Source organism: Longimicrobium sp. (assembly GCA_036377595.1).
In the GTDB taxonomy this organism is placed as follows: Bacteria; Gemmatimonadota; Gemmatimonadetes; order Longimicrobiales; family Longimicrobiaceae; genus Longimicrobium.
On record DASUYB010000208.1, the window covers coordinates 1 to 25304 of the forward strand.

A 25304-nucleotide genomic window follows, 5' to 3' on the forward strand; every position below is an offset into this window, starting at 1 on the left:
GCGCTCGCCCTCGACCAGCTGGAGGTAGCGGGCGTCGGGGCCGCGCTTGCGGGGTGAGACGACCTCGCGCAGGTACATGTGCAACAGGATAGGTGCATGCCTGTTGCTGAGTCAATGCACATCGAAAATCCGTGTACAACAAAAAATCGGTAAATCCAGTGTTTTGAGCGCGAAAAACCCAGGATTGGCGCCAATCCTGGGTCTCGCATGTAGCCGGAACTGTCGAACGCCTGCTGTGAGAGGCCTCAAGAAAAGCGGGCGCCGCACGAGATCCTCGTGCGGCGCCCGTCGATTCTCAGCGCGATCAGGCTGTGGATTCGGGAGGCCGGCCGAGGTCGCGCTTCCCGAGGCGGCCGATCTCGATGTGGACCTTGGTCAGGTCGCCGGACAGGTCGGTGATCTTCTCGGTCAGGTCCAGCACGGCGCGCACGCCGTCGCCCCACACCTCGGCCACGTAGCGGTCGCCGGCCTTGAACATCACCCGCTGTGCCTCCTCCAGCGTCTGGATGGCCTCCCACAGCATCTCGCGGGCGCGCTCCAGGTGCTCGTTCGCGTTGGGCTCGTGCTCGGACATGCGCGGTGGAACGAGGTGGGCGGGAAACGTTCGGCCATCTACAACCTAGCGCCTCGCGCCGATGCCGTCACGATGCGCACGCCACCGCGTCACTTCACGTACGGCTGTACGGTCACGAGGCCCGGCACCGAACGGAAGTGCTTCACGTTGAACGTACACAGCTCGGCTCCGATCTCGATCGCCGTCGTCGCGATGAGCGAATCGAGCAAGCCGAGGCTTTGCGACAGGTGAAGGGTGGAGAAGATCGTGAGCGCTCTCGCGCAGCTTTCACGATCCGGCCAGACCACCGGCATCCGCGAGACGAATCGCAGCGCCCGTTCTACTTCACGCGTGTTCCTCGCCGACTGTACCAGCTCCATGACCACGAAGCCCGGAACCGCGGGCGATTCCGGGAGCGAGTAGAGCCATTCCGCAGCCGGCGCATAGCCACGCTGAACGTCGATGAGAACGTCGGTATCCAGCAGGTACACGGCTATTCGCGGATCCGGCGCTCCGCCCGCCGCCGCAGCTCTCGCGCGTACTCCACCGAATCGGTGATGTCCGGCCGATCGCCGATCAAACCTTCACGCCTCCAGAAGTCGACCAGCTCCGCACCGGTCCGGGCAATCGGGCTCTCGTCAGCAGAAACGCGGCCCTCCGCCAGCACGCGAAGCGCATATTCCTCGAGAGGGATCCCGAGCTCGGCGGCCTCGGCAGCCAGAGCGCGCTCGAGCTCGTTGGGCAGATCAAGGGTGAGGGTCACGTCCATCCTCCATCGGACTTGTTCCTGCCATCCGGACGGTGCTCGCCAAGGTGACAATTGTAATCTGCCGGCCTCGTGCCCATCCGTCCATCTCACCGCCGCGCCAGCGTCGCCAGCCGTTCGGCGGCGGCGGTGAGGGTCGCGTCGGTCTTGCAGAAGCAGAAGCGCACCTGGCGGTCGCCGCCCAGCTCGCGCGCGTGGTCGGCGAAGTAGAACGACGAGCCGGGTACCACCGCCACCCCCACGTCGCGCACCAGCCAGCGGGTGAACTCCACGTCGTCCGCGTGCCCCAGGTGCGCGAACGGGGTGATGTCGGTCATCACGTAGTACGCCCCGTCGGGGTCGGTGAACGCGAACCCGGCCTCGCGCAGCGCGCCGCACAGGAAGTCGCGCCGGCGGCGGTAGGCGGCCTGCAGCTCGTCGTAGTACTCGCGCGACATCCGCAGCGCGTGCGCGCCCGCGGCCTGCAGCGGCGCCGCCGCGCCCACCGTCAGGAAGTCGTGCACCTTGCGGATCCCGCTCGTGATCTCCGCCGGCGCGATCGCCCATCCCACCCGCCACCCGGTCACCGAGTACGTCTTCGACATCGAGTTGATCACCACCGTCCGCTCGCGCATCCCCTCCATCTGCGCCATGGAGATGTGCTCGCAGGGCCGCTCGCCGGCCGGGTAGAGGATGTGCTCGTAGATCTCGTCCGAGAAGCAGAGCACGTCGTGCTCCACGCACAGCCCGGCGATGAACTCCATCTCCTCGCGGCTGAACACCTTCCCCGTGGGGTTGTTGGGGTTGCAGAGGATGATGGCGCGCGTGCGGTCGGTGAACGCGGCGCTCAGCTCGTCGCGGTCGAAGCTCCAGTCGGGCCACCGCAGCGGCACGTAGCGCGGCGTGGCATCGGCGAGGATGGCGTCCGGCCCGTAGTTCTCGTAGAAGGGCTCGAAGACGATCACCTCGTCGCCCGGGTCCACCGTGGCCATCATCGCCGCGATCATCGCCTCGGTCGAGCCGCAGGTGACCACGATCTCGCGCTCGGGGTCCACGTCCAGCCCCAGGTGCCAGCCCGCTTTATCGGCGATGGCGTCGCGCAGGTCCTTGGAGCCCCAGGTGATGGCGTACTGGTTGACGTCGGCGGCGATGGCGCGCGCGGCCGCCTCCTTGATCGCCTCGGGCGCGGCGAAGTCGGGGAAGCCCTGCGACAGGTTCACCGCGCCGTGCTTCAGCGCCTCGCGCGTCATCTCGCGGATCACCGACTCGGTGAAGCGCGCGGCCTTGCGCGACACGCGCGCGTGCGGACTCAGGAGCGTGGACATTCGGGTCTTGTGGATGGGGAGGATGGACGACGCTCGACCGGTCCCGAACCTTCGCACCGTCGTCGCGCGGAAGCAAGTCGCCATCACCGCGTCCACCACACGGATGCCTCCTTACGCGACGTAATATTGGTTGATCCGGAAGTCCGCGGAGGCGGACTGTGTGCCGTTGTAGCCGCGGTTTCAGCCTCATCGTCCTCCCCCTGGTTCCCCCGTCGTCTTTCCCTCGATCGCGGTCGATCCCCGTTTCGATCAGCCCCGTTCCGGATCGTGATCCCCATCCCCCGCAGCGCGACTGCCTGATTGCGCCCCGGCGAGGGACTTGCGGCGTGGCTCGCGCGGGACGCATCATCCGTCCCCCTGATCCCGATCGAACCGAACGACCCTTCGCCGCGCGGCCGGAGACCCACGATGGCATCCACGGAACAGACGCTCGACACCCTGCTCCAGGAAGACCGCACCTTCCCGCCGCCGCCCGATTTCGCCGCGCGGGCGCACGTGCGCGACCGCGCCGTCTACGCCGAGGCAGAGCAGGATCCCGAGGCGTACTGGGCGCGCTGGGCCGAGCAGCTGCACTGGTTCCACAGGTGGGACCGCGTGCTGGAGTGGGAGCCGCCGTTCAGCAAGTGGTTCATCGGGGGACGGATCAACGCCAGCTACAACTGCCTGGACCGTCACGTCGAGGACGGCCGCGGCGGCAGGACGGCGATGATGTGGGAGGGCGAGCCGGGCGACCGGCGCGCCTTCACCTACGCCGAGCTCCGGCGCGAGGTGGCGAAGGCCGCCAACGCGCTGAAGAAGCTAGGGGTGAAGAAGGGCGACCGCGTCGCCATCTACCTCCCCATGATCCCCGAGGCGGCCATCGCCATGCTCGCCTGCGCCCGCATCGGCGCGCCGCACAGCGTGGTGTTCGGGGGATTCAGCGCCGAGAGCCTGCGCGACCGCATCCGCGACGCCGAGGCGCGCGTGCTGATCACCGCCGACGGGGGATACCGCCGCGGCGGAACCGTCGCCCTGAAGCGCGCGGCCGACGAGGCGGTGGAGGAGGAGGGTGGCTGCCCCACCATCCAGCACGTGGTCGTCGTCCGCCGCCACGGCGCCGGCGGCGAGGCGATGGGTGACGCGAAGATGAAGGACGGCCGCGACGTCTGGTGGCACGACCTGGTCGCCGGCGAGTCGGAGGAGTGTCCGGCGGAGGAGATGGACAGCGAGGACCTGCTGTACATCCTCTACACCTCCGGCACGACGGGGAAGCCGAAGGGGATCATGCACACCACCGGCGGCTACCTCACGCAGTGCTACGCGACCACCAAGTGGGTGTTCGACCTCAAGGACGACGACATCTACTGGTGCACGGCCGACGTGGGCTGGGTGACGGGGCACTCGTACATCGTCTACGGCCCGCTGGCCAACGGCGCCACCGTGCTGATGTACGAGGGCGCGCCCGACTGGCCCGACCGCGCGCGCTTCTGGAAGCTGATCGAGGACTACCGCGTCACCATCTTCTACACCGCGCCGACCGCCATCCGCGCGTTCATGAAGTGGGGGACGGAGCATCCGGCCCGGCACGACCTCTCCTCGCTCCGGCTGCTGGGCACGGTGGGCGAGCCCATCAACCCCGAGGCGTGGATCTGGTACCACAAGCACATCGGCCACGAGCGCTGCCCCATCGTCGACACCTGGTGGCAGACGGAGACGGGGGCGATCATGATCACCCCGCTCCCCGGCGTGACGGAGACGGTGCCCGGGTCCGCGACGACGCCCTTCCCCGGCATCCGCGCGGAGATCCTGACGCTGAACGGCGAGGTGGTGCCGCAGGGCGGGGGATTCCTGGCCCTCCGCCGCCCTTGGCCGTCGATGCTGCGCGGCATCTGGGGCGACCCCGAGCGCTACCGCAACACCTACTGGAGCAAGTGGGAGGGGAAGACGGTTTCCTCGGGAGACGACGCGCAGCCGGGCGAGAGCGTCTACTTCCCCGGCGATGGCGCCAAGCGCGACGAGCGCGGCTACTTCTGGGTGATCGGCCGCATCGACGACGTGCTGAACGTGGCCGGCCACCGCATCGGCACCATGGAGGTGGAGTCCGCGCTGGTCGACCATCCGGCCGTCGCGGAAGCCGCGGTGGTGGGGAAGGCGCACGAGCTGAAGGGCCAGGCCGTGGCCGCCTTCGTGACGTTGAAGGAGGGGCAGACGCCCACCGAGGAGCTCAAGCGCGAGCTGAGCGACCACGTGGTACGGAAGATCGGCGCCATCGCCCGCCCCGACGCCATCCTCTTTGCCGGCGATCTGCCCAAGACAAGATCGGGCAAGATCATGCGCCGCCTCCTCAAGGACATCGCCGAAGGCCGCGCGCTGGGCGACACGACCACCCTCGCCGATCCAAGCGTCGTCGCCCGCCTCAAGGGCGAGTACGAATCCCGCGAAGGGTGATCACTTCAGGAGTGGAGATAAGTAAGGAGGCGCCGACGCGAAGTCGGCGCCTCTTCTTCATTGGGGGCGACACGCAGTCTTGGGAGAGACGTCATCCTGAGGCCGGCCAGACCGTAACCGGCGTCTACGCAACCGCTTGCAGGCCGAAGGATCTATCATCGACGCCGCACGATCATCTCCAACCCGCATCGACACCTGACCGCGGGGATTCGATCTACCGCGGCCGCGAGCTCTGCATCGTCGTGTAGATGAAATCTCCCAGCGGCGAGTCGTCCTTGTTCGCCGATGTCCCCGCGGCGTGGAAGACGACCTCGCCCGCGGCCGGATCGGGCGCCGTCCACTCCACCGTCCACTCGACGCGGCCGGCGGTGGTGAGCTGGATTCCAGGCCGCGTGTGGCTGGCGTACTGCACGCCCGACGGCGCTGCCTTCACCTGCACGCGATCGTCCGTCGTGCGCAGTGTCCCAGCCTGCTTCCCCGCCGACGGCCCATCCTTGACCCGCGCCGCCAGTTGGAACCCGCCCGCCTGCATCGCCCCGCGCTGCAGCGCGATGGTGATGCGATACGTCTGCCCCGGCACGTAGCCCTGCGGCAGGCCGGAGATGGTGAGCGATCCGCCCGCCGCGTTCTCCTCCCCATCGAAGTGGCAGGCGTGGCAGGTCTGCTCGCCGAACCCGCCCGTCCGCGCGAGCGGCGGCCCATCGGGAAACGCCGGTCCGGGGTGATCCGCGCGCCCGATCGACGCCCCGCCGGCGAGCGCGAACCCGATCGCCCCGGCGAGCAGCGGCACGCGGTACCTCACGGCAGCTTCGCGCGGCCGATGGTGTTGTTGTCCGTGCCGAACCAGATCTCGCGCGCGGGCCGGTGGAAGAACATGTGCCGCACCACGCCGCCGCCGCTGGGAATCGGAGTGATGCCGAAGAACTGCTCCGTCCGGGGATCGAAGCCGACGAAGCGGTTCGGCTGCGCACCTGTCTCTACCGCCCAGATCTTGTCGGTGTCGTCGACCGCCATCGCGTAGGGGCGCGCTTGGGCGCCGCCGGGCATCTGCCACTCCTTGAACTGCCGCGTGGCCGGGTCGTAGCGCCCGAGGTAGCCGCCCGCGTAGTCCACGTACCACAGCTTCCCGTCCGAGGTGATGCCGATGCGCCGCCCGCGCGCCGACTCGCGCGGCATCGCCACCTCGGTGAGCTGCATCGTGGCCGGGTCGATGGTGCCCACCTTGTTGGTGCCGAACAGGTTGAACCACGGCCGCCCGCGCGCGTCCAGCACGATCCCGTACGGCCGCGATCCCGGCGTCGGCATCCGCACCAGCCGCACCTCGCCGCCCGCGCTCATCCGCCCGACGAAGTTGCCGCCCTGCACGGTGAACCAGAAGTCGCCGTTCGGCGCCTGGATGAGCGTGTGCGGGTCGCGCGCGGCCGCGTCGGGCATGCGGATGATGCGGATCTGTCCCGTCGCAGGGTCCAGCCGGCCGATCGAGCCGTTCCCGTTCCCCGCATACCACACCGCGCCGTCGCGACCCACGACCAGGTTGTGCGGCAGCGCGCCGTCCTCGAGCTCGTAGCGACGGAACTGCCCGCTCGCCGGTTCGAGGTAGGCGACGTAGTTCCCCCGCTGCCCCACGAACCACACCCGCCCCTGCCCGTCCACGTACGGATCGCGCGGCCGGCTCTGCTCCCAGGGCACTGGCCACTCGCGGATCTCGACCTGCTGGTAGGAGCCAGCCGCGACGCTCGCCGCCGAAAGCGCAAGGATGACGGTTTTGTTCAACATCATAGCTCTCCCGGTTGGATCCATTGGCGAATTCGCGGTGGGGCCGAATGCCTAGGATCCATGATGCTTGCGAAGCTGCAGATGTCAACCGTTCGGCAGGAGATCAACGCGCAGTTTGATGCGAGGCGAGACTTTGCACCATCGGTAATTAATGCCTCACTGCGAGACGCCCTTCTCGCTGATGATTCACAGCTTTCGCGAGAAAAACCCATCCACGGAAAATCCGCTGCTGCCGGCCATCTGTTTGTTCGTTCCGCGCCGCCTTTCAAGGGCGCAGCACCTCCTGCGTTTATCAGGAAGAGCATACCATGCATACTTCATCGGACAACACCGCCACACTCAACCGCTATCGTGGACCGCGGTCAGCGCTCCGCGAGATCCCCCGCCTCAAACGGAAAGCCATCCGTCGGGAGGTGTCGTGGTGTACAACCGTTATGGTTGCGACGGTGTCCCTCGTATGCTCGCCGCTCGCGGCACAACGGCACCAGACGGTGAAGAACCGCTGCAACAACGCGAATGGTGACATCGTTCATGTGCAGTGGCGGCTGAAGGGCGACACGCTTCCCTGCGAGACCACGCTGCATACCGGTGCAGTGGTTCGCGTCACGGTACGCGGAGCCAATCCGGCTGTCGCGCAGTACTCGCTCAGATCCGCATCCGTGACAGTCGATTCGGTCGCGACGGCCCCGCGAGTCCCAGCACCGTCGGATTCATCGACCCAGAGCATTGCGGCCCCGGCTCGCCCGGTGCTTCTAGACAACAACATCCCGCAGCGACCCGCCTTCCCGATCTTCGTTTCGGTCGCGAATAAGGAAGAGCCGGACACCATGACGAAGCGGGCTCAGAACCGGTATCACATCGTCGAGCATCTCGACTTGGCGAACCGGCTTCTGGAGGAGATCGCCAGCGCGAGAGCGGCGAAGCGGCCGGAGATGGACGTCATCTGCGACGGGTATGCTCCCAGGATGAGCACGCTTACCATGCAACCGAACGACTACTGGGCTGTCGCAGAGAATGCCGTATTTCTTCGGCGGACTGTACGAAACGCACTTAAAGAGGTGCTTCCTCCCGTCCGGCCGACCCAGTTGCGGAATGCGCAGCGGTGCATCGATGAGCTGACTTCTTCACCAACGTGGGGTGCTTTCATGACACTTGGGGCTGCGACGGCAGGACAGGCGTACGCGGAGTCCCGGGCGCTGCTACGTAGCTACGTGCAGCGTGCGACACCGCTTCGAGACACCCTGCAAAGCCTCGCGATCTCCACGGCAGGGTGGGATCCTGGCCAGCAGGAAGCAATCACCAACTACCGGAACGCGCTGCTCGTAAGCCTCACCCAACTGATAAACTCGGCCCAGATCGCGTACGACAACGATTTCACCTCCGATGGGCTCGCCAGCGTCACGGCCGGGTTGCGGGACGCTGCACGCTGGGCGGACGTGATCGCCCGATCGGACAGCATTGCCATCGTTCAAACGACTGTCAGCGGCGGGCGAGGACGCTCGCGAAACCTCGAGTTGGACTGGGTCCCGAACGCGGGGATTCCGAACGCGCAGTCCGGTTCCGAAATCGTACTGGTTGACCGGTTTCGTGGATTCCTACTGACCGTCACCGGTGCCGCTGGATTCGCGGGAACCCAGGTGCACGATGTGGTGACGCGCGCGGCGTTCACCCCTCAAGGTGTACTGATCGCGGATTCTCTCGATGTTGTCGAGAACCGTCACCTGGTATGGCGACCGGCGCTTTCCACGGGCCTCTCGTTGAATTGGGTAGCGAGAAGTGGCTTCTTGGTGGGTCTGGGTACTGAGTTCGCGGTGCTCAGTAGCGACGCCGGCGGTGCCACCACACGGATCGTCGCGCCGGTGTTTCACTTCGGACGCGACGATCTGCGGATCTTCGTGGGGAACTTGCTCGGGGGTCAGGATCAGTTCTCTCTGCCACCGAACGTGGATCACCTGCGGATCGCACGCACTGATTCAATTCCCACGGATCTGGTCGTGCACCGGAGGCGTAACTGGCCTCCGGACTTCTACATTGGAATCGTGGTCGGGTCGAAAAGCCTGAATCCCACGACAACCCAGCATTGATCCCGGACCGATTGAGGCGAATGGCCGTGAGCACTTCTTCGGTCAGTCCGGAGCGCGTTCACACCGCCCCCAGCCCCGTGTTCGCGCGGACGTTGAGCTCGCTGTAGAGCTCGGCGTCCGGGCGGGCGCGTGTCAGGAGCGAGCCTAGAACCGCCGCCAGGAACCCCAGCGGCACCGACACGATCGCCGGGTTGTCGAGCGGGAAGATGGGCTCGGCCTGGATCAGGTGCTTCGTCGCGGCCGTCGGCGCGTCGATCCCCATCACCGCGGGGCTCAGGATGATGAGGACGACCGAGGCGAGCAGGCCCACCACCATCCCCGCCACCATCCCGTTGGTGTTGAACCGGCGCCAGTACAGCGTCAGCAGGATCGCGGGAACGTTCGCGCTCGCCGCGACGGCGAAGGCGAGGCCGACCAGGAAGGCCACGTTCAGCGTCCGCAGCGAAATCGCCAGGACGATGGAGAGCGCGCCGATGCACGCGGCGGCGATGCGGGCCACCAGCACCTGCTCGCGGTCCACGAAGCTGCGGCCGCGCTTGACCACGCTGAACCAGATGTCGTGCGCGAACGCGCTCGAGCTGGCGATCGTCAGCCCCGCGACCACGGCCAGGATCGTCGCGAAGGCGATGGCCGCGACGAAGGAGAGGAACACCTCGCCGCCCAGCTTCTCGGCCAGCAGCGGCGCGGCCAGGTTCTGGTTGGGCACCAGCGCGCCGTCCTTCATCACCCCGATGTTCTGCTTGCCGACCAGCGTGGCCGCGCCGAAGCCCAGGAACGTGGTCATGATGTAGAACGAGCCGATCAGGATCATCGCCCAGACCACGCTCGTCCGCGCGGCCTTGGACGACGGCACCGTGTAGAAGCGCACCAGGATGTGCGGCAACCCGGCGGTGCCGAAGATCAGTGCCACGCCCAGCGAGATCAGCGACAGCGGGCCCCACTTCCCGTGGTAGTACAGCCCCGGCTGGGTGAAGTCGCGCGTCACCGGCGCGCCGCCGCCGGGGCAGGCGCCGTCCTTCAGCGCGCCCACCTCGCAGTACTTCCCCGTCACCTTCGCCACGGCGCCGAAGAACTCGGTCAGCGAGAAGCCGAAGCGCGCCATCACCAGGATCGACAGCAGGATGGTGCCGCCCATCAGCAGCACCGCCTTGATGATCTGCACCCACGTCGTGGCCAGCATCCCCCCGAAGATCACGTAGACGAGCATCAGCACGCCCACGATGACGATGGCGGTGCGGAAGCCGATCTGCGGGATCAGCAGCGAGACGATAGAGCCGGCGCCCACCATCTGCGCGATCATGTAGACCAGGGAGACGACGAGGGTGGAGATGGCGGCCACGGTGCGCACCGCCGGCTGGCGGAAGCGGAACGCCAGCACGTCGGCCATCGTGTACCGCCCCGTGTTGCGCAGCGGCTCGGCGACGAGGAGGAGCACGGTCAGGTAGGCGACCAGCCAGCCCACCGAGTACATGAACCCGTCGTAGCCGTAGAAGGCGATCAGCCCCGCGATCCCCAGGAACGACGCCGCCGACATGTAGTCGCCCGCCACCGCCCACCCGTTCTGGAAGCCGGTGATGCTGCGCCCGGCGCTGTAGAACTCCGTCGTCGTATGCGTGCGCCGCGACGCCCAGTACGTGATGCCGAGCGTGAGGAGGATGAAGGCGATGAACATCACCAGCGCGGTGCTCACGAGGCCCTCCCCGCGTGCCGGCCCACGATCTCGTGCTCGCGCGCGTCGAAGTCGCGTGCGCGGCGGACGTACATCGCCATTACCACCCACGCCATCGCGAACTGCGACAGGGCGAAGAGATAGGCCACGTTGATCTCCCCGATCACGTCCTTCTCCATCATCCCCGGGAAGTAGCCCACGAGGACGGGAAGGGCGAAGTAGTAGACGATGAAGAAGACGGTGGCGGGGAGGATGAACCGCCGCTTGGCGCCGACCAAGTCGCGGAAGGCGGGCTCCGCCTCGATCGCGGGCCAGTCTGGCGCGGTGGGGGGATGGGGATGCGGCGTGGGATCAGGCATCGCGCGCTCCGGCGAGGGTTGGGCGGCGGTCCGTCCTGCACTGGGCTGGAGATTGGGAACGCATGGTACGCGCCCGGCCTGTCTTCCACAAGAACGGACGGCCTCACGCGGAGACGCGGAGTCGCGGAGAGCTCACCGCACGGGCTGAGTTTCTCCGCGACTCCGCGTCTCCGCGTGAGAGCCGGCGATCTCCGTCGAACGAGCGATCAGCGCCTCCGCGGGAGATTGTAGAGTCGCATCAGCGCTGTTTCCGCGAGACGGTCGGCGTCGCGCGAGGTGACGGTGTGGTGGTTGACGATCATCGAGAACACCATCGGCTCGCCCGCGGCCGTGGTCATGTAGCCGCTGAGCGAGCGGACGTTGCTCACCGTCCCGGTCTTCGCGTGGACGTTCCCCTGCAGCGGCGTGTTCTTCATCCGGTTGGCCAGCGTCCCGTCCACCCCCGCGACGGGGAGCGCGTTGTAGAAGACGTCGAAGCGCGGGCTGCGGCGCATGTGCTCCAGCAGGGCGATCAGGAACGACGGCGCGACCAGGTTGTAGCGCGACAGCCCCGATCCGTCCGCCTGCGCCAGGCGCCGCGCCGACAGCCCCCACGCGCGAGCGGCGCTGTCGATCACGGCGATTCCCGCGCGCGCCGTCCCCTCGTCGCGCAGCACGCGGCCCTCCGTCTTCAGCAGCAGCTCGCCGATCTGGTTCTGGCTGGGCTTCATGAACCCGTGCAGGATCTCGCCCAGCGGCGGCGACGTCTGCGTGAACAGCGTGTCGCGCACCACGGGCGCCGGCGAGATCTCGTCCTGGTCGCCCGCCTGGCCGCCGACGGAGATGCCCGCCGCCACCAGCGTCTCGCGCAGCACGGTGGCGAAGTACGCGGTGTTGTTGCGCACGGTGAAGCTCGTGCGCACCGCCGGCGTGTCGGCGGGGATCTCGCCGGTGATGAGGATGCCCGGGCCGTCCTCCTGCCGCCGCAGGGCGATGCTCTCCGCCGCGCCGGGCGCCGCCGTCCGCGCACGGAGCGTCGTCGGCACGTACGCGGTCGGCGGGTCGAGCGCGACGTTCGCGAAGCTTCCCGCCGCGCCGGCGCCGGAGACGGTGACGCCGACCACGCCCAGGTTGAACTCCAGCCCGCCGATCTCCGCCGAGTAGTCGTCGTCCATGTCGTCCCACGCCCACCCGCGGCCCCAGGGAACGTCGTCGAACACGTCGTCGTTGCCGATCACGCGGCCGGTGATGCGGCGGACGCCGTGCGCGCGCAGCGAGTCGGCCCAGGCGCGGAACACGGCGCGCGCGTCGCCGCCGTGGAAGTCCGCGGCGATGGTCGGGTCGCCGCTGCCGATCACCACCAGGTCGCCGCGCAGTTCGCCGTTCGCGACGGGCCCGGTGGCGGCGACGGCGGTGCGGTAGCGGAAGTCGGGGCCGAGCAGTTCCAGCGCCGTGCTCCCCGTCACGATCTTCATGTTCGACGCGGGGACGAACATCTTGCCGCCGTTCCGCTCGTACAGCGTCTCCCCCGTCGCCAGCGACTTCACCACCACGCCCCAGTTGGCGCCCGCGAAGGTCGTGTCGCCGAAGATGGAGTCCAGCGCCGCCGCGAACGCGCTCGGCCTCGCCATCGTCGGCGTGGGGGATGGAGCAGGCGGCGCCGCCGAAGCCGCCGCGCACGACGCGAGCGCCGGCGCCAGGAGAAGGGTGGCGATGCGTCGGGGGAGATGAATCGTCATGTGCCGGAGGGAGTCCAGGGGCGCGCGAGATTGGCCTCGAGGCGCTCCTTCACCCCGGGCCACTCGTCGTCGAGGATGCTGAAATAGACGGTGTCGCGAAAGACGCCCGCGTCGTTGGCCATGTGCCGGCGCAGGGTCCCCTCCTCCTTCGCGCCGAGGCGGAGGATCGCGTTGCGCGAGCGCTGGTTGAGCGCGTTGGTCCGCAGCTCCACGCGCACGCATCCCCACGTCTCGAACGCGTGGCGGAGCATGAGATACTTCGCCTCGGTGTTGACCGGGGTGCGCTGCCACGGCCGCCCGATCCACGTGTACCCGATCTCCACCCGGCGATGCGCGGCCTCGACGTTGTGGAAGCGCGTGCTTCCGATCACCCGCCCCGTCGCCGCCTCCGTCGTGGCGAAGGGGAGGGCGATGCCGCGCGCCCGCGCCTCCAGCGCCTCGTCGACGTACCGCCGCACGTCGTCCTCGCAGCGCGGGTGGTTCAGCGTCCAGCGCCAGATGTCCTCGTCGTCCGCCACCGCCCACAGCGCGGGCACGTGCTCCGGCGCGAGCGGCACCAGGCGCACGTGGCGGCCGGCCAGGGTGACGGGCGAGAGATCCATCGGGTGCGAAAGTGCGAGAGTGCGAGGGTGCGAGAGGGAAATCCTACGCTGCGCGGGATTGTCGCACCAGCCAGGCTCCGCGGCGGCGGCGATTCACTCTCGCACTTTCGCACTCTCGCACCTTCGCACTAGCTGTTCCGCACCTCGCTCATCAGCGCGGCCACGTTGTCCTCGCTGTCGCGGAAGAAGCACATCCACAGCTCGTGGTCCGGCATCCGCGCGATCAGGTGCGGCTCGTCCTCCACCCGCGCGCCGCCGGCCCGCAGCGTCTCGTACGCGGCGCGGATGTCGGGCACCCTGTAGTAGACGACGGACGCGGCGTGGTCGAACTCCGGCGTCTCCGGCTTCGCGAGATAGAGCCGCACCGAGCCTGCCTGGAAGAAGGCCGCGTTGGGGATCTCGAACAGGAACGGCAGCCCCAGCACGTCGCGGTAGAACCCGATCGCGCGCTGCACGTCGTGCACGTTGATGGCGATCTGCCCCACGTCGGTGATCCCGACCGGCGTCGATGTCCCGTTCATCGCCCCCCTCCTCCCGCTGATGTGAGATGCCCGTCAAATCGACGTTCTTGATTATTTAGTTTGGCTAACTAAATTGTCAAGCATGGTGATCGAAGATCTCGACCAGAAGATGCGCGAGCGCGTGGAGACGGCAGCGGACCGGCTGCACTCCGCCAGCATCCACCTGCTCCGTCGCGTGCGGCGGCAGGACGACGAGAGCGGGGTGACGGCGCCGCACCTTTCCGCGCTCTCCGTCCTCGTCTTCGGCGGCGCGCGGACGCTGGGCGAGCTGGCCGCCGCCGAGCAGGTCACGCCGCCGTCGATGACGCGCATCGTCCGCAACCTCGAGGCGGACGGCCTGGTCGAGCGCGAGGTGGACCCCGCCGACCGCCGCGTCGCCCGCGTCCGCGCGACGGAGAAGGGGCGGCGGATCCTGATGGACGCCCGCGCCCGTCGCATCGCCGACCTCGCCGCGCGCATCGCCACGCTCGACGACGCCGACCTGGCCACCCTCGAGCGTGCGGCGGAGATCATCGAGACCGCGCTTCGCTGAACTGCAATCTCACGCAGAGGGCGCAGAGGTCGCAGAGAACTAATCGCCGTTCTCTGCGACCTCTGCGTCCTCTGCGTGAGACTCCTTTCCATTCCTGAATCTCCACGCCGCCGTTCGCTGCACCCGCGGCGCAGCCCGCCGCGGAATCCCCGCATCTCGCCGCAAACGCGCAACACGCATCGCCCTACGCTCGTTCAACTCGCAACCACGGCGGGAAACGCCCGCGGGTTGAACCGATCCCCTGGATGGAGCGAGCGAGGCGAAGATGAAGACGAATGCAGCGTTGGCGATGATCGTGCTGGCGGCCGCGGGGTGCGCGGATGCGTCGCAGCCCGGGCCCGTCGCCGTGACGGCGCAGCCGCGCGCCGAGTCGTGGCGCGTGAACCTCAAGGAGGCGCGGCAGGAGCTCCTCGCCGCCGACGCGGCCTGGGCCCAGGCCGCCGCGGCGAACGTTGTCGACGGCTTCACCAGCGTGATGACGGCCGACGTCCAGTTCCTCCCCTCGCGCGTGGACGTGCTGACCGGCATCCCGGCGGCGCGCGCCTACCTGCAGGGCTCGGTGTTTTTCGGCGCCATCCAGTGGAGCGCCGTCCGCGCCGACGTCTCGGCCGACGGCAGCACCGGCTACACCATCGACTACGGCACCACCACCCGGCGCGACAACGGCGTCACCGTCTACCTGCGCATGATCACCTGGTGGCAGAAGCAGGCGGACGGCTCGTGGAAGGTGAAGGCCAACGTCCCCGGCCTCTTCCTCAACCCGTCGATCGACGCCCCCGCCGGCTTCGGCACCCCGACGGACAACGGCGTGCAGGGCGCCCCCGCGTCGGCGGCGACGGCGGAGGACGTGATGCAGGCCGACCGCGACTTCGCCGCGATGTCGCTGGCGCAGAACGCGAAGGTGGCGTTCGTGACCTTCGCCGCGCCCACGGCCATCGCCGTGGGAACGCCGGACTACGGCCCCGAAGCCATCGGCCGCGGCTTCGGCGACGGCACCGGGTTCGTGCTGAGCTGGGGCCCCATCGCCGGCGGCATCAGCGGCAGCGGCGACCTGGGCTACACCATCGGCTACGCCAAGACGCAGCTGCTGAACCCCGACGGCACCCCGGCCGGCGCCAGCTTCAGCAAGTACGTCACCATCTGGCAGCGCCAGCCGAACGGGCAGTTCCTGTACGTGGCGGACGGCGGCACTTCGCGCGCCCCCGGCGCGCACTGACCCGCGGGCTCGCACCCCAACGGCACGTGCGCGGCGCCCGGCCCCCAAGGCCGGGCGTTCGCCGTTCCGTCCGTCTCCGTCGAAACTCCATCTCCCGATTCCTCGTAAATCGCTGCCGCGCATGCAGTGAAGCTTGCGCGGCCGACGCGGCGGCGCAGATTTGGAGGCGCGCCTCCGCCACAGTATCCCCCCGGAACCGAGAATCCGCCCCATGGGCCTCTGGGACTTCGTCAAGAGCGAGCTGATCGACATCATCCAGTGGCTGGACGACACCGGCGACACGATGGTGTGGCGGTTCGACGGGCACGACAACGAGATCAAGAACGGCGCGCAGCTGATCGTCCGCCCCGGCCAGGCCGCCGTGTTCGTGAACCAGGGGCAGGTGGCCGACGTGTTCGGCCCCGGCCGCCACGAGTTGCGCACGCAGAACCTCCCCATCCTGTCCACGCTGCTGGGGTGGAAGTACGGCTTCGACTCGCCCTTCAAGGCCGACGTCTTCTTCGTGGCCACCAAGCAGTTCACCGACCAGAAGTGGGGGACCAAGACGCCGGTGATGCTGCGCGACCCGGAGTTCGGCCCGGTGCGCCTCCGCGCGTTCGGCACCTACGTGGTCCGCGTGATCGAGCCCGCCAAGTTCGTCGCGCAGATCGTGGGGACGAACGGCATGTTCAAGACGGGCGACGTGGGCGAGCAACTGCGCTCGCTGGTGACCTCGCGCTTCATCGATGCGCTCGGCGAGGCGAAGGTGCCGATGCTCGACCTGGCCAGCCGCTACGACGAGATCGGCGCGTTCATCCGCGGCAAGATGGCCGAGGACTTCGGGATGTGGGGGCTGGAGCTGACCCAGTTCCTGATCGAGAACATCGCCCTCCCCGAGGAAGTCGAGAAGGCGCTCGACAAGCGCAGCAGCATGGGGGTGATCGGCGACATGGGCGAGTACACCCGGTTCCAGACCGCCGAGTCCATCCCGCTGGCCGCGTCGAACCCCGGCGGCACCGCCGGCGCGGGGATGGGGATGGGGATGGGCTTCGCGATGGCGCAGCAGATGGCCGCCGCGCTGGGGCAGCAGGGGTCGCAGCCCGGCGCCGCCCCCACGCCGCCGCCGCTCCCGCAGCAGTCCAGCTACTTCGTCGCCGTGGACGGCCAGCAGACCGGCCCGCACGGGATGGACGCGCTGCGCCAGCAGGCCGGCGCCGGCGCGCTCGGCCGCGACACGCTGGTGTGGAAGCAGGGGATGGCCGCGTGGACCCCCGCCGGCCAGGTGGACGAGCTCGCCTCGCTCTTCGCCGCCGTCCCCCCGCCGCTGCCGCCGCAGTAACCACGGCGTTTTCGGCAGATGGCATCGCGGCCCCGCTCGGACATCCTGGCGGGGCCGCGCTGTCTTGGAATCTCACGCAGGGTTAGCAGAGTCAGCAGAAAACAGCAGAGAAACCGCTGAAGTTGCTGCTGACCCTGCTAACCCTGCGTGAGGTCCTTCTGTTGAATCTCGCTCACCATTATACTGCCAAGGTGCGGGTGGGCGGGTAAGTATCCCGCCGCGCCATACCCACCGAATGGTAACCATGGGGATCACGGAAACCCGCGGCGACGTGTGCCTCGAGCAGTGCGGCTCGCGGCAGGTGCTGGACCTGATCGCCGACAAGTGGGCGGTGATCGTGATCTACGTGCTTGCGCGCGGCACCCGGCGCTTCGGCGAGCTGCAGCGCACGGTGGGCGGCGTGTCGCAGAAGATGCTGACGCAGACCCTCCGCGGCCTGGAGCGCGACGGGCTGGTCGAGCGCAAGGTCTTCGCGGTCATCCCGCCGCGCGTGGAGTACTCGCTCAGCCCGCTCGGCGAGACGCTGGTGGAGCCGCTGGGCGCGCTCTGCCGCTGGGCCGAGGATCACTACTGGGAGGTGGAGCGCGCCCGCGGCACCCAGGCCACGGCCGTCGCCGGGGCATGAGCCACGTTCATCTCCCGCCGGTGTATTACCCGATCGACGCGCGCCGGAAGGACGATCCGCCGCCCCCGCGGCGGGACGGAGGGCGCGGCACGGGGACGGAGCGCGAGGAGGGCGTCGCGGTCGCCGAGCGGCCGAGGACGCGCCGGCCCACCATGTACCGCGTGCTGCTGCACAACGACGACTACACGAGCATGGACTTCGTGGTCGAGGTCCTGGTGCGCCACTTCGACAAGTCGCCCACCGAGGCCACCCGGGTGATGCTGCAGGTGCACCACATGGGGATCGGCGTCGCGGGCACCTACACGCGCGACGAGGCGGAGACCCGCATCGAACGCGTCACCACGGAAGCGAACGCCGCCGGGTTTCCATTGCTCCTGACGATGCAGCCGGAATAACCCCGGCAGACGAGACTCACGCTCAACCCGATCGTACGCCCAGGCCTGCACCGATGTCGAGCCCCGCCTTGCGTCCCGAGCTGGAGATCAGCCTGCACCTTGCCGTCCTCGAGGCGGAACGGCGCGGCCACGCCTACGCCGGCCTGGAGCACCTCCTCTTCGCGCTCCTCCACGACGAAGCCAGCGCCTCGGCGGTCGCCTCCGCCGGCGCCGACGTGGAGCGGCTGAAGCGCCGCATCGACCGGTTCCTGATCGACGAGGTCGAGGCCGCGCACGACGGGCCGCCGGAGTCGGTGACGCCCACGCTCGCCTTCCGCCGCGTGGTGCAGGAGGCCGCGCTGCAGGTCCTCCGCTCCGGCCGCGAGGAGGTCACCGGCGTGCACGTGCTCGTCGAGATGTTCGCCGAGGACGAGTCGTTCGCCGTGCACTTCCTGCAGGAGGAGGGCGTCACCCGGCTGGCGATGATGCGCGCCGCCGCGCACGGCCCCGGCCGCCCCTCCACCGGCGTCACCCGCCGCGTCGAGGTCGGCGCCGACGGCGAGGCGGCGGGGGAGGGGGATGAAGGGCGAACGAAGCCGGGCGAGGCGCTGCAGCGCTTCACCGTCGAGCTCACCCGCCTGGCCGCCGAGGGGAAGCTCGATCCGCTGATCGGCCGCGAGAAGGAGATCAGCCGGGCGATCCACGTGCTGGCCCGGCGCCGCAAGAACAACCCGCTCTTCGTCGGCGACCCCGGCGTCGGCAAGACCGCGCTGGCCGAGGGGCTCGCGCTGAAGGTGCACGCGGGCGAAGTGCCGTCTCCCTTGCGAAATGCGGAGATCTACGCGCTGGACATGGGCGCCCTCCTGGCCGGCACGCGCTATCGCGGCGACTTCGAAGAGCGGCTGAAGGGGGTGCTCGGCGAATTGCAGCAGCGGCCCCGCGCAATCCTTTTCATCGACGAGATACACACCGTGGTTGGCGCCGGTAGCACCTCGGGCGGCTCCATGGACGCCAGCAACCTGCTGAAGCCCGCGCTGGCATCCGGCCTGCGCTGCATCGGCTCGACGACCTACGAGGAGCACCGCTCGCACTTCGAGAAGGACCGCGCCCTCGCGCGGCGCTTCCAGAAGATCGACGTGCTCGAGCCGGGCGTCGACGAGACGGTGCGGATTCTCGAAGGGCTGCGCGGGCGCTACGAGGAGTTCCACCGCGTCCGCTACACGCCCGGGGCCCTCCGCGCCGCCGCGGAGCTCTCCTCGCGCTACCTGCACGACCGCCGCCTTCCCGACAAGGCCATCGACGTGCTCGACGAGGCCGGCGCCGACGTGCGCCTCGCCACGGCGGAGGACGACGAGGCGTGGCCCACGGTGGGCGAGGAGGTGGTCGAGCGCATCCTCGCCTCCATGGCGCAGGTGCCGCCGAAGACCGTGGCCGGCAGCGACCGCGAGCGGCTGCGCACGCTGGAGACGGAGCTCAAGCGGCGCGTCTTCGGACAGGATGCCGCGCTCGGGCAGATCGCCGCCGCGATCAAGCTCTCCCGCGCCGGGCTGCGTGATCCGCGGAAGCCGATCGGATCGTTCCTCTTCACCGGCCCAACGGGCGTGGGAAAGACGGAGGTCGCCCGCTCGCTCGCGGAGGTGATGGGGATCGAGCTGATCCGCTTCGACATGAGCGAGTACATGGAGCCCCACACCGTCTCGCGGCTGATCGGCGCGCCGCCGGGCTACGTGGGCTTCGACCAGGCGGGGCTGCTGACCGAGGCGGTGAGCCGCACCCCGCACGCGGTGCTCCTGCTGGACGAGGTGGAGAAGGCGCACCCCGACGTCTTCAACCTGCTCCTGCAGGTGATGGACTACGGCAGGCTGACCGACAACAACGGGAAGCACGCCGACTTCCGCAACGTGGTGCTGGTGATGACCAGCAACGTCGGCGCGGAGGAGATCTCGCGCCGACGCGCCGGCTTCACCGCCGGGATGGTGGGAGGAGACGACGACCGGGCGTTCGAACGCACCTTTCCGCCCGAGTTTCGCAACCGGCTCGACGCGCGCATCTCCTTTGCGCCGCTAAACCTGGCGGTGATGGAGCGGATCGTGGACCGGCTCGTCGGCGAGGCGTGTGACCGACTGGCCGCCCGGAACGTCCATCTGATACTGGATGCAGGAGCACGCGCCTGGCTCGCCGAGCGCGGCCTCGACCCGCTGATGGGCGCCCGCCCGCTCGCGCGGCTGATCCAGGACGAGCTCCTCCGCCCGCTGGGCGACGAGATCCTCTTCGGCCGCCTCGAGCAAGGCGGCACGGTCACCGCTGGAGTGGAGGGCGGCCGGCTGGCCTTCCGCTACGCGGATGCGGTGGACATAGTTGCCATAAGCGCGCCGATGGTGTAAGATTATTCGGCAACGCCGAGGCCGAAGAGGATCGGAGCGGATCTCGTACCAGAATGGTGCAGGAGTTGCTTGCGGGCGGGAGGTGTGGCGGATTGGGCGTTATTTCTGCTACCCAGCCCCGGAGCAGCGGCACGAAAATTCTGGCGCTTCGCCCCCGCGGCGCGTATCGTATACAGAAAGTGTACACAACCGTACCCCACGTGGGCCCCAAGTTCGACACACACGGAGACGATAGATGAAGTCCTCCCGTACACGTACTGCGCAACCCCGCGCTCCCCGCCGCTGGCGCACCCCGCCTCCGCTCACCCGCGGCTCCGCCGAGACGCTCGAGGGAATGGAGATCCTTCGCGAGGTTCCGGGCGAAACCGGCGTGCTGCTCTGGCAGGCGTACCGCAACGTGATGTTCTGGGCCACGGCCGAGCCCCAGGAGCGCGGCAAGCTCTTCGCCGCCGACGCCGGCCAGCACCGGCTCGAGGACCTCCTCGCCGCCGACGTCCCCTCAGGGATCGTCGACGCGCTGGTGGCGGTGGGCCGTCTGCTGAGCGCCGCCGACAACACCAGCGGCGAAACGGTCTCGCAGGCCTGCCGCACCATCGCCGAATGGGCCTCCAGGGAAAGCTTCGACGCGACGGCGCTGTCCTTCACCCAGGCTGCCGCCCTCGCCACGCCGCGCAGCGCATCGCTCGCGCTGGCGGTGGCCCGACTCGCCCGCCAGCGCGGCGAGATGCCGCGCGCCGAGACCTGGTACCGCCACACCATCATGGTCGCCCGCCAGGCGGGCGACTGGGAGGCGTACGGGCGGGCCTACGTCGCGCTCGGCAACATGGCGCGCGACCGCGGCAACTTCCCGCTCGCGCAGCGCATGCACATTAAGGCGCTCCGCTCCGGCAAGCGTAAGGGCCTCATGCCGATTGTTGGCCAGGCATCGCACGACCTGTTCGTGCTTGCCACCGATGCCGGCCGTACCGAGCAGGCAGAGTATTTCGCGCGGCAGGCATTCCGTGCGTATGGGCCAGAGCACCCCAGGCTTCCTGCCCTGGCTCACGATATTGCGTACTCTTGGATGAGCCAGGGGTACTTCGGCCGTGCGCAACAGGTTTTCCAAGCGCTTCTACCGTTGCTGCCCGACATTAAACATCAGCTGACGGTACGTGCGAACATCGTCCGCTCGGCGGGTGGAGCCGGAGATCGCGAAACGTTCCGCAAGAGTTGGAACGAAGCGATGAAGCTCACGCGTGAGCCGGCAATCATGGGCGTTGTTGCTGACGCGATGCTCGAGATGGCGCGTGGCGCCGCAAGCATGGGCGAATGGGATCGTGCCGAGCAAGTTGCTGAGCGGGCGATCGCGATTGCATCCGAGCGGAGCGACGCGACTTCTCTCGTTCGCGGCGAGAGCATTCTCGAGTCGATCCGGAATGGGCGCTCGGTCGAGAAGGCGATTGCCTCGCGCACGAGTCGCACTGTCGATCACGCAGATGCGCTCGCAAATGAGATGGTCCGCTCGCTCGAGACACGAGTCGCAGTTGGCGCCTGACGTTGCAAGAAAAAAACGAGCCGACCGAGTGCAACCCGGTCGGCTCGTTTTTTTCTTGGCCCTAAGCTCAACCGCCGCTACCCAGCATGCCGCCGCTCTCGTACAGGCACTGCTCGCTGGTGGTGCCATCGGCGTTGATGACGACGATCTTGATGCAGCCGGTGGCCGACTGCGATTCGCCGCTGTCACCCGGGGTGATGTCGGCGTGCGGACGCGCCGGCGCCGTGGTCGCGGGTGACGTGATGGTGTCGCTGCCGCAGGCGGCAAGGACGGACGCGGCGGCGCAGGCCAGGAGGAACCGGGCGGTCTTCATGGGTGTTCCAGTTTGTGGGGGAGATCTTCGACAGAGACGCAGACAGCGTCCACGCGCGTGAAAAGTGCAGCCTTTCGCACCTGCGCGCCCATTCTCCTTTGCCCTCCCACCGTATAATTCACGACACCCATGGGAACGAGTCCGCGCCAGCTCATCGTGATGCACTCGAATGGTGCGTTCCGGGAGCTGGTCCGGCGTGTGACCAGCGGGACCTTCGAGTGCACGTTCCTCCCCGACTGGGAGTCGCTGCGGGCCATCATCCCCGACGCGCCGCCGGCGGCGATGCTGCTGGTGGACCCGTACGCGTCGGGAAGCCGCGACGGGCTGCAGCTGTCGCAGGCGCTGCGGGCGCTGCTTTGGGAGTTCCCCTCTGCCACGGTGGTGGCGGCGATGGAGCTTCGCCCCGGGCGCTCGCACGACGTGCGGACGCTGGGCGAATGGGGCGTCACCGACATCATCGCCATCGGCGAGGAGGACACGCAAGAGGCCATCAACCGCCGCCTTCGCTCGGCGCAGGGCCGCCCGCTGCAGCATCTCCTGCAGCGCTGCCTCCCCTCGAGCGTGTCGGGGCGGTCGCGGACGCTGCTGATGACGGCGGCCGAGGTGGTGTCGATGGGCGGGCGCGGGCGGGACCTGGCCAAGGCGATGCACCTTTCGGAGCGCACCGTGCTGCGCTGGTCGGAGCGCGCGGCGCTGCCGCCGCCGCGGCGGCTGATGGCGTGGATGCGCATTCTCCTCGCCGCGTCGCTGCTGGACGATCCGGGGCGCACCGTGCTCGGCGTGGCCTACGCGTGCGGGTACTCGTCGGACAGCAGCCTGCGGCGCGCGATGCAGGACTTCCTGGGCACCATCCCCACCACGCTGCGGCGGGAGGGGGCGTTCTCGCGGGCGTCGCGGCGGTTCCTGGACGAGCTGGCGGAGGTGAAGACCTGGGGGAAGGACACCTGGAAGGAGAAGGCGCTGGAGGAAACCCGGCGAAAAAGGCGGAGACCACGGCGGAGATCGCGGGGCTGAGCGGGGTGCGCTCGGCCCTGTTTCGTGGCGCGCGCACTCGGACGAGGGCGATCGAGACTGCGCCAGGGACGAGGCGAGTTCGGTCCCCGAGAACGGATCACGTCGTCGAGGACCGAGCGTTTCCGCGCGCAACTCCCAGCGTGGAACCTCGAACCCGTCGCGCACGTGCGTGAGGGATGCGCGCCCGAAGGGCCGGGACACCGCCGCGCGTGCGCCGTCACCGACGATCAGCGCGAATGGTTGGCGCGGCGGGGGCCCGGCGCGGTTGGGCACAGTTGTATCGTGCCCTACCGCGCGCGCAGCCCGGTTTGGCGTCTCGGCGCCAAACACGCCCGAACCCGACCGTTCTCTTACCGCTTCTGGGGGATGCCGAGCGGACGGGCGGGGTTCCAGTCGAACAATCGCAGCGTCCAGCCGCCGCCTTCCACCGCGAGCGCGCCGAGCCAGCCGGGGCCGGGGTCCAGCTCGCGGAGCGTCCACCGCGCGGCCTCGTCGGGGCGGCCGCGGGTGCAGAGGAGGTGCGCGGGCTCGCCGGGGCGCAGCGTGACGTCGAAGCAGTGGAGCGGCATGGTGAGCCCCTCGCCGATCGCCTTGATGTACGCCTCCTTGCGCGTCCAGCAGGTGAAGAACGCCGCGTCGCGCTGGTCGTCGGCGATGGTGTCGTAGACCTCGTTCTCGGGCACGGAGAAGAAGCGGCGCGCCACCGCATCGCGGTCGCCGACGGGGAGCAGCGCCTCGAGGTCCACGCCCAGCTCGCGGCCGCGCGAGACGGCCACCAGGAGCCCGTCCTCGGAGTTGGAGACGTTGAACTGGAGACCGCCGTCGGCACAGGGGCCGTCGAGGGCGGGCTTGCCGTGCTCGGCCAGGCGGTAGCGGAGGGCCGCGGGGTCGACGCCGAGGTAGCGGGAGAGGATGCGGCGCTGGATCCCGCGGCCGGCCACGAAGCGGTCGCGGTGCACCTCGAACCTGAAGCGCGCGGCGCGGGTGCGCTCGTCGTCGGAGAGCAGGGCGTGGTGGAGCGCCAGCTCGGCCGGCGCGGCCGCGAGCGAGGCGCGCCAGACGTGCACCTCGTCGCCCGCCAGCGTCAGGGAGGGCGGCGCGGGCTCCCAGCGGTCAGGCATACATCGGATAGGCGCCGAGCCGCGCCAGCAGCGGCCGCAGCTCGGCGTTCAGCGCGGCCAGCACCCGGGCCTGGTCGCCGATCAGGAAGAAGTGGTCGCCGGGGAACATGCGGAGCTGGAAGGCGGCGCTGGTCTGCTCGCGCCACGCCTCCACCTCTTCCGGCGCCACCTCCGTGTCGCGCTCGCCGCCGTACGCGGAGATGGGGACCGCCAGCGGGGGCCCGGGCGTGTAGCGGTACGTCTCGCCGAGCGCGAAGTCGGCGCGGAGCATGGGCGCGATCAGCCCCATGATCTCCGGGTTCTGCAGCACCTCTTCCGGCGTGCCGTTGAAGCGCCGCAGCGCGTCCAGGAACTCGGGCTCGGGAAGGTCGTGCAGCGGCGGGTCGCTGAGCTCCACCTGCGGCGCGGGCCGGCCGCTGGCGAACAGGTGCTCGGGCATGCGGCGGCCGGTGCGGCGCAGGAGGCGCGCCAGCTCGAAGGCCATCAGCCCGCCGTTGCTGTGCCCGAACAGCGCGAACGGTCGGTCCATGAACGGTGCCAGCTCGGCGCCGAGCTTCTCCGTCAGCTCCGCCATGTCGCTGTACGGCGTCTCGACCAGGCGGCTCTCGCGGCCGGGGAGCTGCACGGCCAGCAGCTCCACCTCGGGCGGCAGGTGGCGCGCCCACGGCGTGTAGACGGACGCGCTGCCGCCGGCGAACGGGAAGCAGAACAGCCGCAGCCGCGCGGTCGGCGTGGGGCGCGGGATGACGACCCACGGGCTGGGGCGCGCGGGGCGGCTCTGCGAGGGAGGCGCGTGAGACACGATCGGATCCGGACTGCGTCGTCGAAAGCTCGCGATCAGGTGCGTCGCCGGATTGGCCGGCGAAGCGGGAACTGCTTGAACTGCACGATTCGGGCGTGTTTGGCGCTGAGACGCCAAACCGGGCTGCGCGCGCCGTAGGCCACGATACCACCGTGGCCAACGGCGCCGGGCCCCCGCCGCGCCAGGCACCCGCGCGAACCTCAACATCCTGGCGCGCGCGGCGGGGTCCCGGCCCTCCGGGCGCGCATCCCTCACGCGGGTGCGGCGAATACTTAAGCAGAGACTTAAGTAT

The 25304-nt window shown here is 69.1% G+C and carries 24 protein-coding genes; 10 read left to right on the plus strand and 14 right to left on the minus strand.

Annotation, left to right across the window (positions count from 1 at the left end; genetic code table 11):
• Positions 1 to 304: 304 nt before the first annotated feature.
• The 4 genes from VF092_31795 to VF092_31810 all read right to left on the minus strand — a co-directional run bounded on the left by VF092_31795 (position 305) and on the right by VF092_31810 (position 2623).
• Positions 305 to 574, minus strand: coding sequence for a hypothetical protein (locus VF092_31795; protein ID HEX6751921.1), 270 nt, complete (start codon positions 572 to 574; stop codon positions 305 to 307).
• Between the two features lie 89 nt (positions 575 to 663).
• On the minus strand, positions 664 to 1044 hold the full coding sequence (locus VF092_31800; protein ID HEX6751922.1) for a type II toxin-antitoxin system VapC family toxin: 381 nt from the start codon (positions 1042 to 1044) through the stop codon (positions 664 to 666).
• Positions 1045 to 1046: 2 nt separating this feature from the next.
• A complete protein-coding gene (locus tag VF092_31805) occupies positions 1047 to 1322 on the minus strand; it encodes a hypothetical protein (GenBank protein ID HEX6751923.1) in 276 nt (91 codons plus the stop codon).
• 86 nt (positions 1323 to 1408) lie between these two features.
• Positions 1409 to 2623, minus strand: a complete 1215-nt coding sequence (locus VF092_31810; GenBank protein HEX6751924.1) for an aminotransferase class I/II-fold pyridoxal phosphate-dependent enzyme — start codon at positions 2621 to 2623, stop codon at positions 1409 to 1411.
• Positions 2624 to 3031: 408 nt separating this feature from the next.
• Here VF092_31810 and acs point away from each other — a divergent pair, with 408 nt between their 5' ends.
• Complete coding sequence (acs, locus tag VF092_31815) at positions 3032 to 5050, plus strand: acetate--CoA ligase (GenBank protein ID HEX6751925.1); 2019 nt, start codon at positions 3032 to 3034, stop codon at positions 5048 to 5050.
• Between the two features lie 214 nt (positions 5051 to 5264).
• Here acs and VF092_31820 read toward each other — a convergent pair whose 3' ends face one another.
• Both VF092_31820 and VF092_31825 read right to left on the minus strand, forming a co-directional pair.
• On the minus strand, positions 5265 to 5840 hold the full coding sequence (locus VF092_31820) for a choice-of-anchor V domain-containing protein (protein HEX6751926.1): 576 nt from the start codon (positions 5838 to 5840) through the stop codon (positions 5265 to 5267).
• Positions 5841 to 5848: 8 nt separating this feature from the next.
• Entirely contained in the window at positions 5849 to 6826 is a 978-nt protein-coding gene (locus VF092_31825; GenBank protein HEX6751927.1) for a hypothetical protein, read from the minus strand.
• Positions 6827 to 7317: 491 nt separating this feature from the next.
• Between VF092_31825 and VF092_31830 the strand changes: the two genes are divergently transcribed.
• The gene (locus VF092_31830; protein ID HEX6751928.1) at positions 7318 to 8910 is read left to right on the plus strand and encodes a hypothetical protein; all 1593 of its coding nucleotides are present in this window, start codon (positions 7318 to 7320) and stop codon (positions 8908 to 8910) included.
• Positions 8911 to 8968: 58 nt separating this feature from the next.
• Here VF092_31830 and VF092_31835 read toward each other — a convergent pair whose 3' ends face one another.
• The 5 genes from VF092_31835 to VF092_31855 all read right to left on the minus strand — a co-directional run bounded on the left by VF092_31835 (position 8969) and on the right by VF092_31855 (position 13779).
• Complete coding sequence (locus VF092_31835) at positions 8969 to 10600, minus strand: cation acetate symporter (GenBank protein ID HEX6751929.1); 1632 nt, start codon at positions 10598 to 10600, stop codon at positions 8969 to 8971.
• Positions 10597 to 10938 (minus strand): DUF485 domain-containing protein, encoded by a 342-nt coding sequence (locus tag VF092_31840; protein ID HEX6751930.1) that lies wholly within the window; start codon positions 10936 to 10938, stop codon positions 10597 to 10599. Before VF092_31840 ends, VF092_31835 begins: the two co-directional genes overlap by 4 nt.
• A gap of 206 nt (positions 10939 to 11144) precedes the next feature.
• Positions 11145 to 12656: a D-alanyl-D-alanine carboxypeptidase/D-alanyl-D-alanine-endopeptidase gene (dacB, locus tag VF092_31845; GenBank protein HEX6751931.1), complete on the minus strand. Its 1512-nt coding sequence runs from the start codon at positions 12654 to 12656 to the stop codon at positions 11145 to 11147.
• Complete coding sequence (locus VF092_31850) at positions 12653 to 13258, minus strand: GNAT family protein (GenBank protein ID HEX6751932.1); 606 nt, start codon at positions 13256 to 13258, stop codon at positions 12653 to 12655. The genes dacB and VF092_31850 overlap by 4 nt, the downstream gene beginning before the upstream one ends.
• 128 nt (positions 13259 to 13386) lie before the next feature.
• Positions 13387 to 13779, minus strand: a complete 393-nt coding sequence (locus VF092_31855; protein HEX6751933.1) for a VOC family protein — start codon at positions 13777 to 13779, stop codon at positions 13387 to 13389.
• An 82-nt stretch (positions 13780 to 13861) separates the two neighbouring features.
• Between VF092_31855 and VF092_31860 the strand changes: the two genes are divergently transcribed.
• The 7 genes from VF092_31860 to VF092_31890 all read left to right on the plus strand — a co-directional run bounded on the left by VF092_31860 (position 13862) and on the right by VF092_31890 (position 21762).
• Positions 13862 to 14311 carry a MarR family transcriptional regulator gene (locus VF092_31860; protein ID HEX6751934.1) on the plus strand — a complete coding sequence of 150 codons (450 nt, stop codon included), beginning with the start codon at positions 13862 to 13864 and terminating at the stop codon, positions 14309 to 14311.
• 265 nt (positions 14312 to 14576) lie between these two features.
• Complete coding sequence (locus VF092_31865; GenBank protein ID HEX6751935.1) at positions 14577 to 15527, plus strand: DUF4440 domain-containing protein; 951 nt, start codon at positions 14577 to 14579, stop codon at positions 15525 to 15527.
• Positions 15528 to 15738: 211 nt separating this feature from the next.
• Positions 15739 to 16845 (plus strand): SPFH domain-containing protein, encoded by a 1107-nt coding sequence (locus VF092_31870; GenBank protein ID HEX6751936.1) that lies wholly within the window; start codon positions 15739 to 15741, stop codon positions 16843 to 16845.
• 244 nt (positions 16846 to 17089) lie between these two features.
• On the plus strand, positions 17090 to 17470 hold the full coding sequence (locus VF092_31875; protein HEX6751937.1) for a helix-turn-helix domain-containing protein: 381 nt from the start codon (positions 17090 to 17092) through the stop codon (positions 17468 to 17470).
• Entirely contained in the window at positions 17467 to 17865 is a 399-nt protein-coding gene (locus tag VF092_31880; protein ID HEX6751938.1) for an ATP-dependent Clp protease adaptor ClpS, read from the plus strand. Before VF092_31875 ends, VF092_31880 begins: the two co-directional genes overlap by 4 nt.
• Positions 17866 to 17918: 53 nt before the next feature.
• Positions 17919 to 20228: an AAA family ATPase gene (locus VF092_31885; GenBank protein HEX6751939.1), complete on the plus strand. Its 2310-nt coding sequence runs from the start codon at positions 17919 to 17921 to the stop codon at positions 20226 to 20228.
• 334 nt (positions 20229 to 20562) lie between these two features.
• Positions 20563 to 21762 (plus strand): hypothetical protein, encoded by a 1200-nt coding sequence (locus tag VF092_31890; protein ID HEX6751940.1) that lies wholly within the window; start codon positions 20563 to 20565, stop codon positions 21760 to 21762.
• Between the two features lie 67 nt (positions 21763 to 21829).
• Here the strand turns inward: VF092_31890 and VF092_31895 are convergent, their stop codons facing one another.
• On the minus strand, positions 21830 to 22075 hold the full coding sequence (locus tag VF092_31895; protein HEX6751941.1) for a hypothetical protein: 246 nt from the start codon (positions 22073 to 22075) through the stop codon (positions 21830 to 21832).
• Between the two features lie 129 nt (positions 22076 to 22204).
• On the opposite strand from VF092_31895, the gene VF092_31900 reads away from it, so the two are divergent.
• Positions 22205 to 23089: a helix-turn-helix domain-containing protein gene (locus tag VF092_31900; GenBank protein ID HEX6751942.1), complete on the plus strand. Its 885-nt coding sequence runs from the start codon at positions 22205 to 22207 to the stop codon at positions 23087 to 23089.
• Positions 23090 to 23439: 350 nt separating this feature from the next.
• On the opposite strand, the gene VF092_31905 is transcribed toward VF092_31900, so the two are convergent.
• The gene (locus VF092_31905; protein ID HEX6751943.1) at positions 23440 to 24210 is read right to left on the minus strand and encodes a 4'-phosphopantetheinyl transferase superfamily protein; all 771 of its coding nucleotides are present in this window, start codon (positions 24208 to 24210) and stop codon (positions 23440 to 23442) included.
• On the minus strand, positions 24203 to 25012 hold the full coding sequence (locus tag VF092_31910; protein ID HEX6751944.1) for an alpha/beta fold hydrolase: 810 nt from the start codon (positions 25010 to 25012) through the stop codon (positions 24203 to 24205). The genes VF092_31905 and VF092_31910 overlap by 8 nt, the downstream gene beginning before the upstream one ends.
• Positions 25013 to 25304 lie beyond the last annotated feature (292 nt).

Bases quoted from the DNA above. Each gene is read 5' to 3' on its own strand.
- VF092_31795 (HEX6751921.1), bottom strand. From the start codon at position 574: ATGTCCGAGCACGAGCCCAACGCGAACGAGCACCTGGAGCGCGCCCGC.
- VF092_31805 (HEX6751923.1), bottom strand. From the start codon at position 1,322: ATGGACGTGACCCTCACCCTTGATCTGCCCAACGAGCTCGAGCGCGCT.
- VF092_31810 (HEX6751924.1), bottom strand. From the start codon at position 2,623: ATGTCCACGCTCCTGAGTCCGCACGCGCGCGTGTCGCGCAAGGCCGCG.
- acs (HEX6751925.1), top strand. From the start codon at position 3,032: ATGGCATCCACGGAACAGACGCTCGACACCCTGCTCCAGGAAGACCGC.
- VF092_31825 (HEX6751927.1), bottom strand. From the start codon at position 6,826: ATGTTGAACAAAACCGTCATCCTTGCGCTTTCGGCGGCGAGCGTCGCG.
- VF092_31840 (HEX6751930.1), bottom strand. From the start codon at position 10,938: ATGCCTGATCCCACGCCGCATCCCCATCCCCCCACCGCGCCAGACTGG.
- dacB (HEX6751931.1), bottom strand. From the start codon at position 12,656: ATGACGATTCATCTCCCCCGACGCATCGCCACCCTTCTCCTGGCGCCG.
- VF092_31850 (HEX6751932.1), bottom strand. From the start codon at position 13,258: ATGGATCTCTCGCCCGTCACCCTGGCCGGCCGCCACGTGCGCCTGGTG.
- VF092_31855 (HEX6751933.1), bottom strand. From the start codon at position 13,779: ATGAACGGGACATCGACGCCGGTCGGGATCACCGACGTGGGGCAGATC.
- VF092_31860 (HEX6751934.1), top strand. From the start codon at position 13,862: ATGGTGATCGAAGATCTCGACCAGAAGATGCGCGAGCGCGTGGAGACG.
- VF092_31865 (HEX6751935.1), top strand. From the start codon at position 14,577: ATGAAGACGAATGCAGCGTTGGCGATGATCGTGCTGGCGGCCGCGGGG.
- VF092_31870 (HEX6751936.1), top strand. From the start codon at position 15,739: ATGGGCCTCTGGGACTTCGTCAAGAGCGAGCTGATCGACATCATCCAG.
- VF092_31875 (HEX6751937.1), top strand. From the start codon at position 17,090: ATGGGGATCACGGAAACCCGCGGCGACGTGTGCCTCGAGCAGTGCGGC.
- VF092_31880 (HEX6751938.1), top strand. From the start codon at position 17,467: ATGAGCCACGTTCATCTCCCGCCGGTGTATTACCCGATCGACGCGCGC.
- VF092_31885 (HEX6751939.1), top strand. From the start codon at position 17,919: ATGTCGAGCCCCGCCTTGCGTCCCGAGCTGGAGATCAGCCTGCACCTT.
- VF092_31890 (HEX6751940.1), top strand. From the start codon at position 20,563: ATGGAGATCCTTCGCGAGGTTCCGGGCGAAACCGGCGTGCTGCTCTGG.
- VF092_31895 (HEX6751941.1), bottom strand. From the start codon at position 22,075: ATGAAGACCGCCCGGTTCCTCCTGGCCTGCGCCGCCGCGTCCGTCCTT.
- VF092_31900 (HEX6751942.1), top strand. From the start codon at position 22,205: ATGGGAACGAGTCCGCGCCAGCTCATCGTGATGCACTCGAATGGTGCG.
- VF092_31905 (HEX6751943.1), bottom strand. From the start codon at position 24,210: ATGCCTGACCGCTGGGAGCCCGCGCCGCCCTCCCTGACGCTGGCGGGC.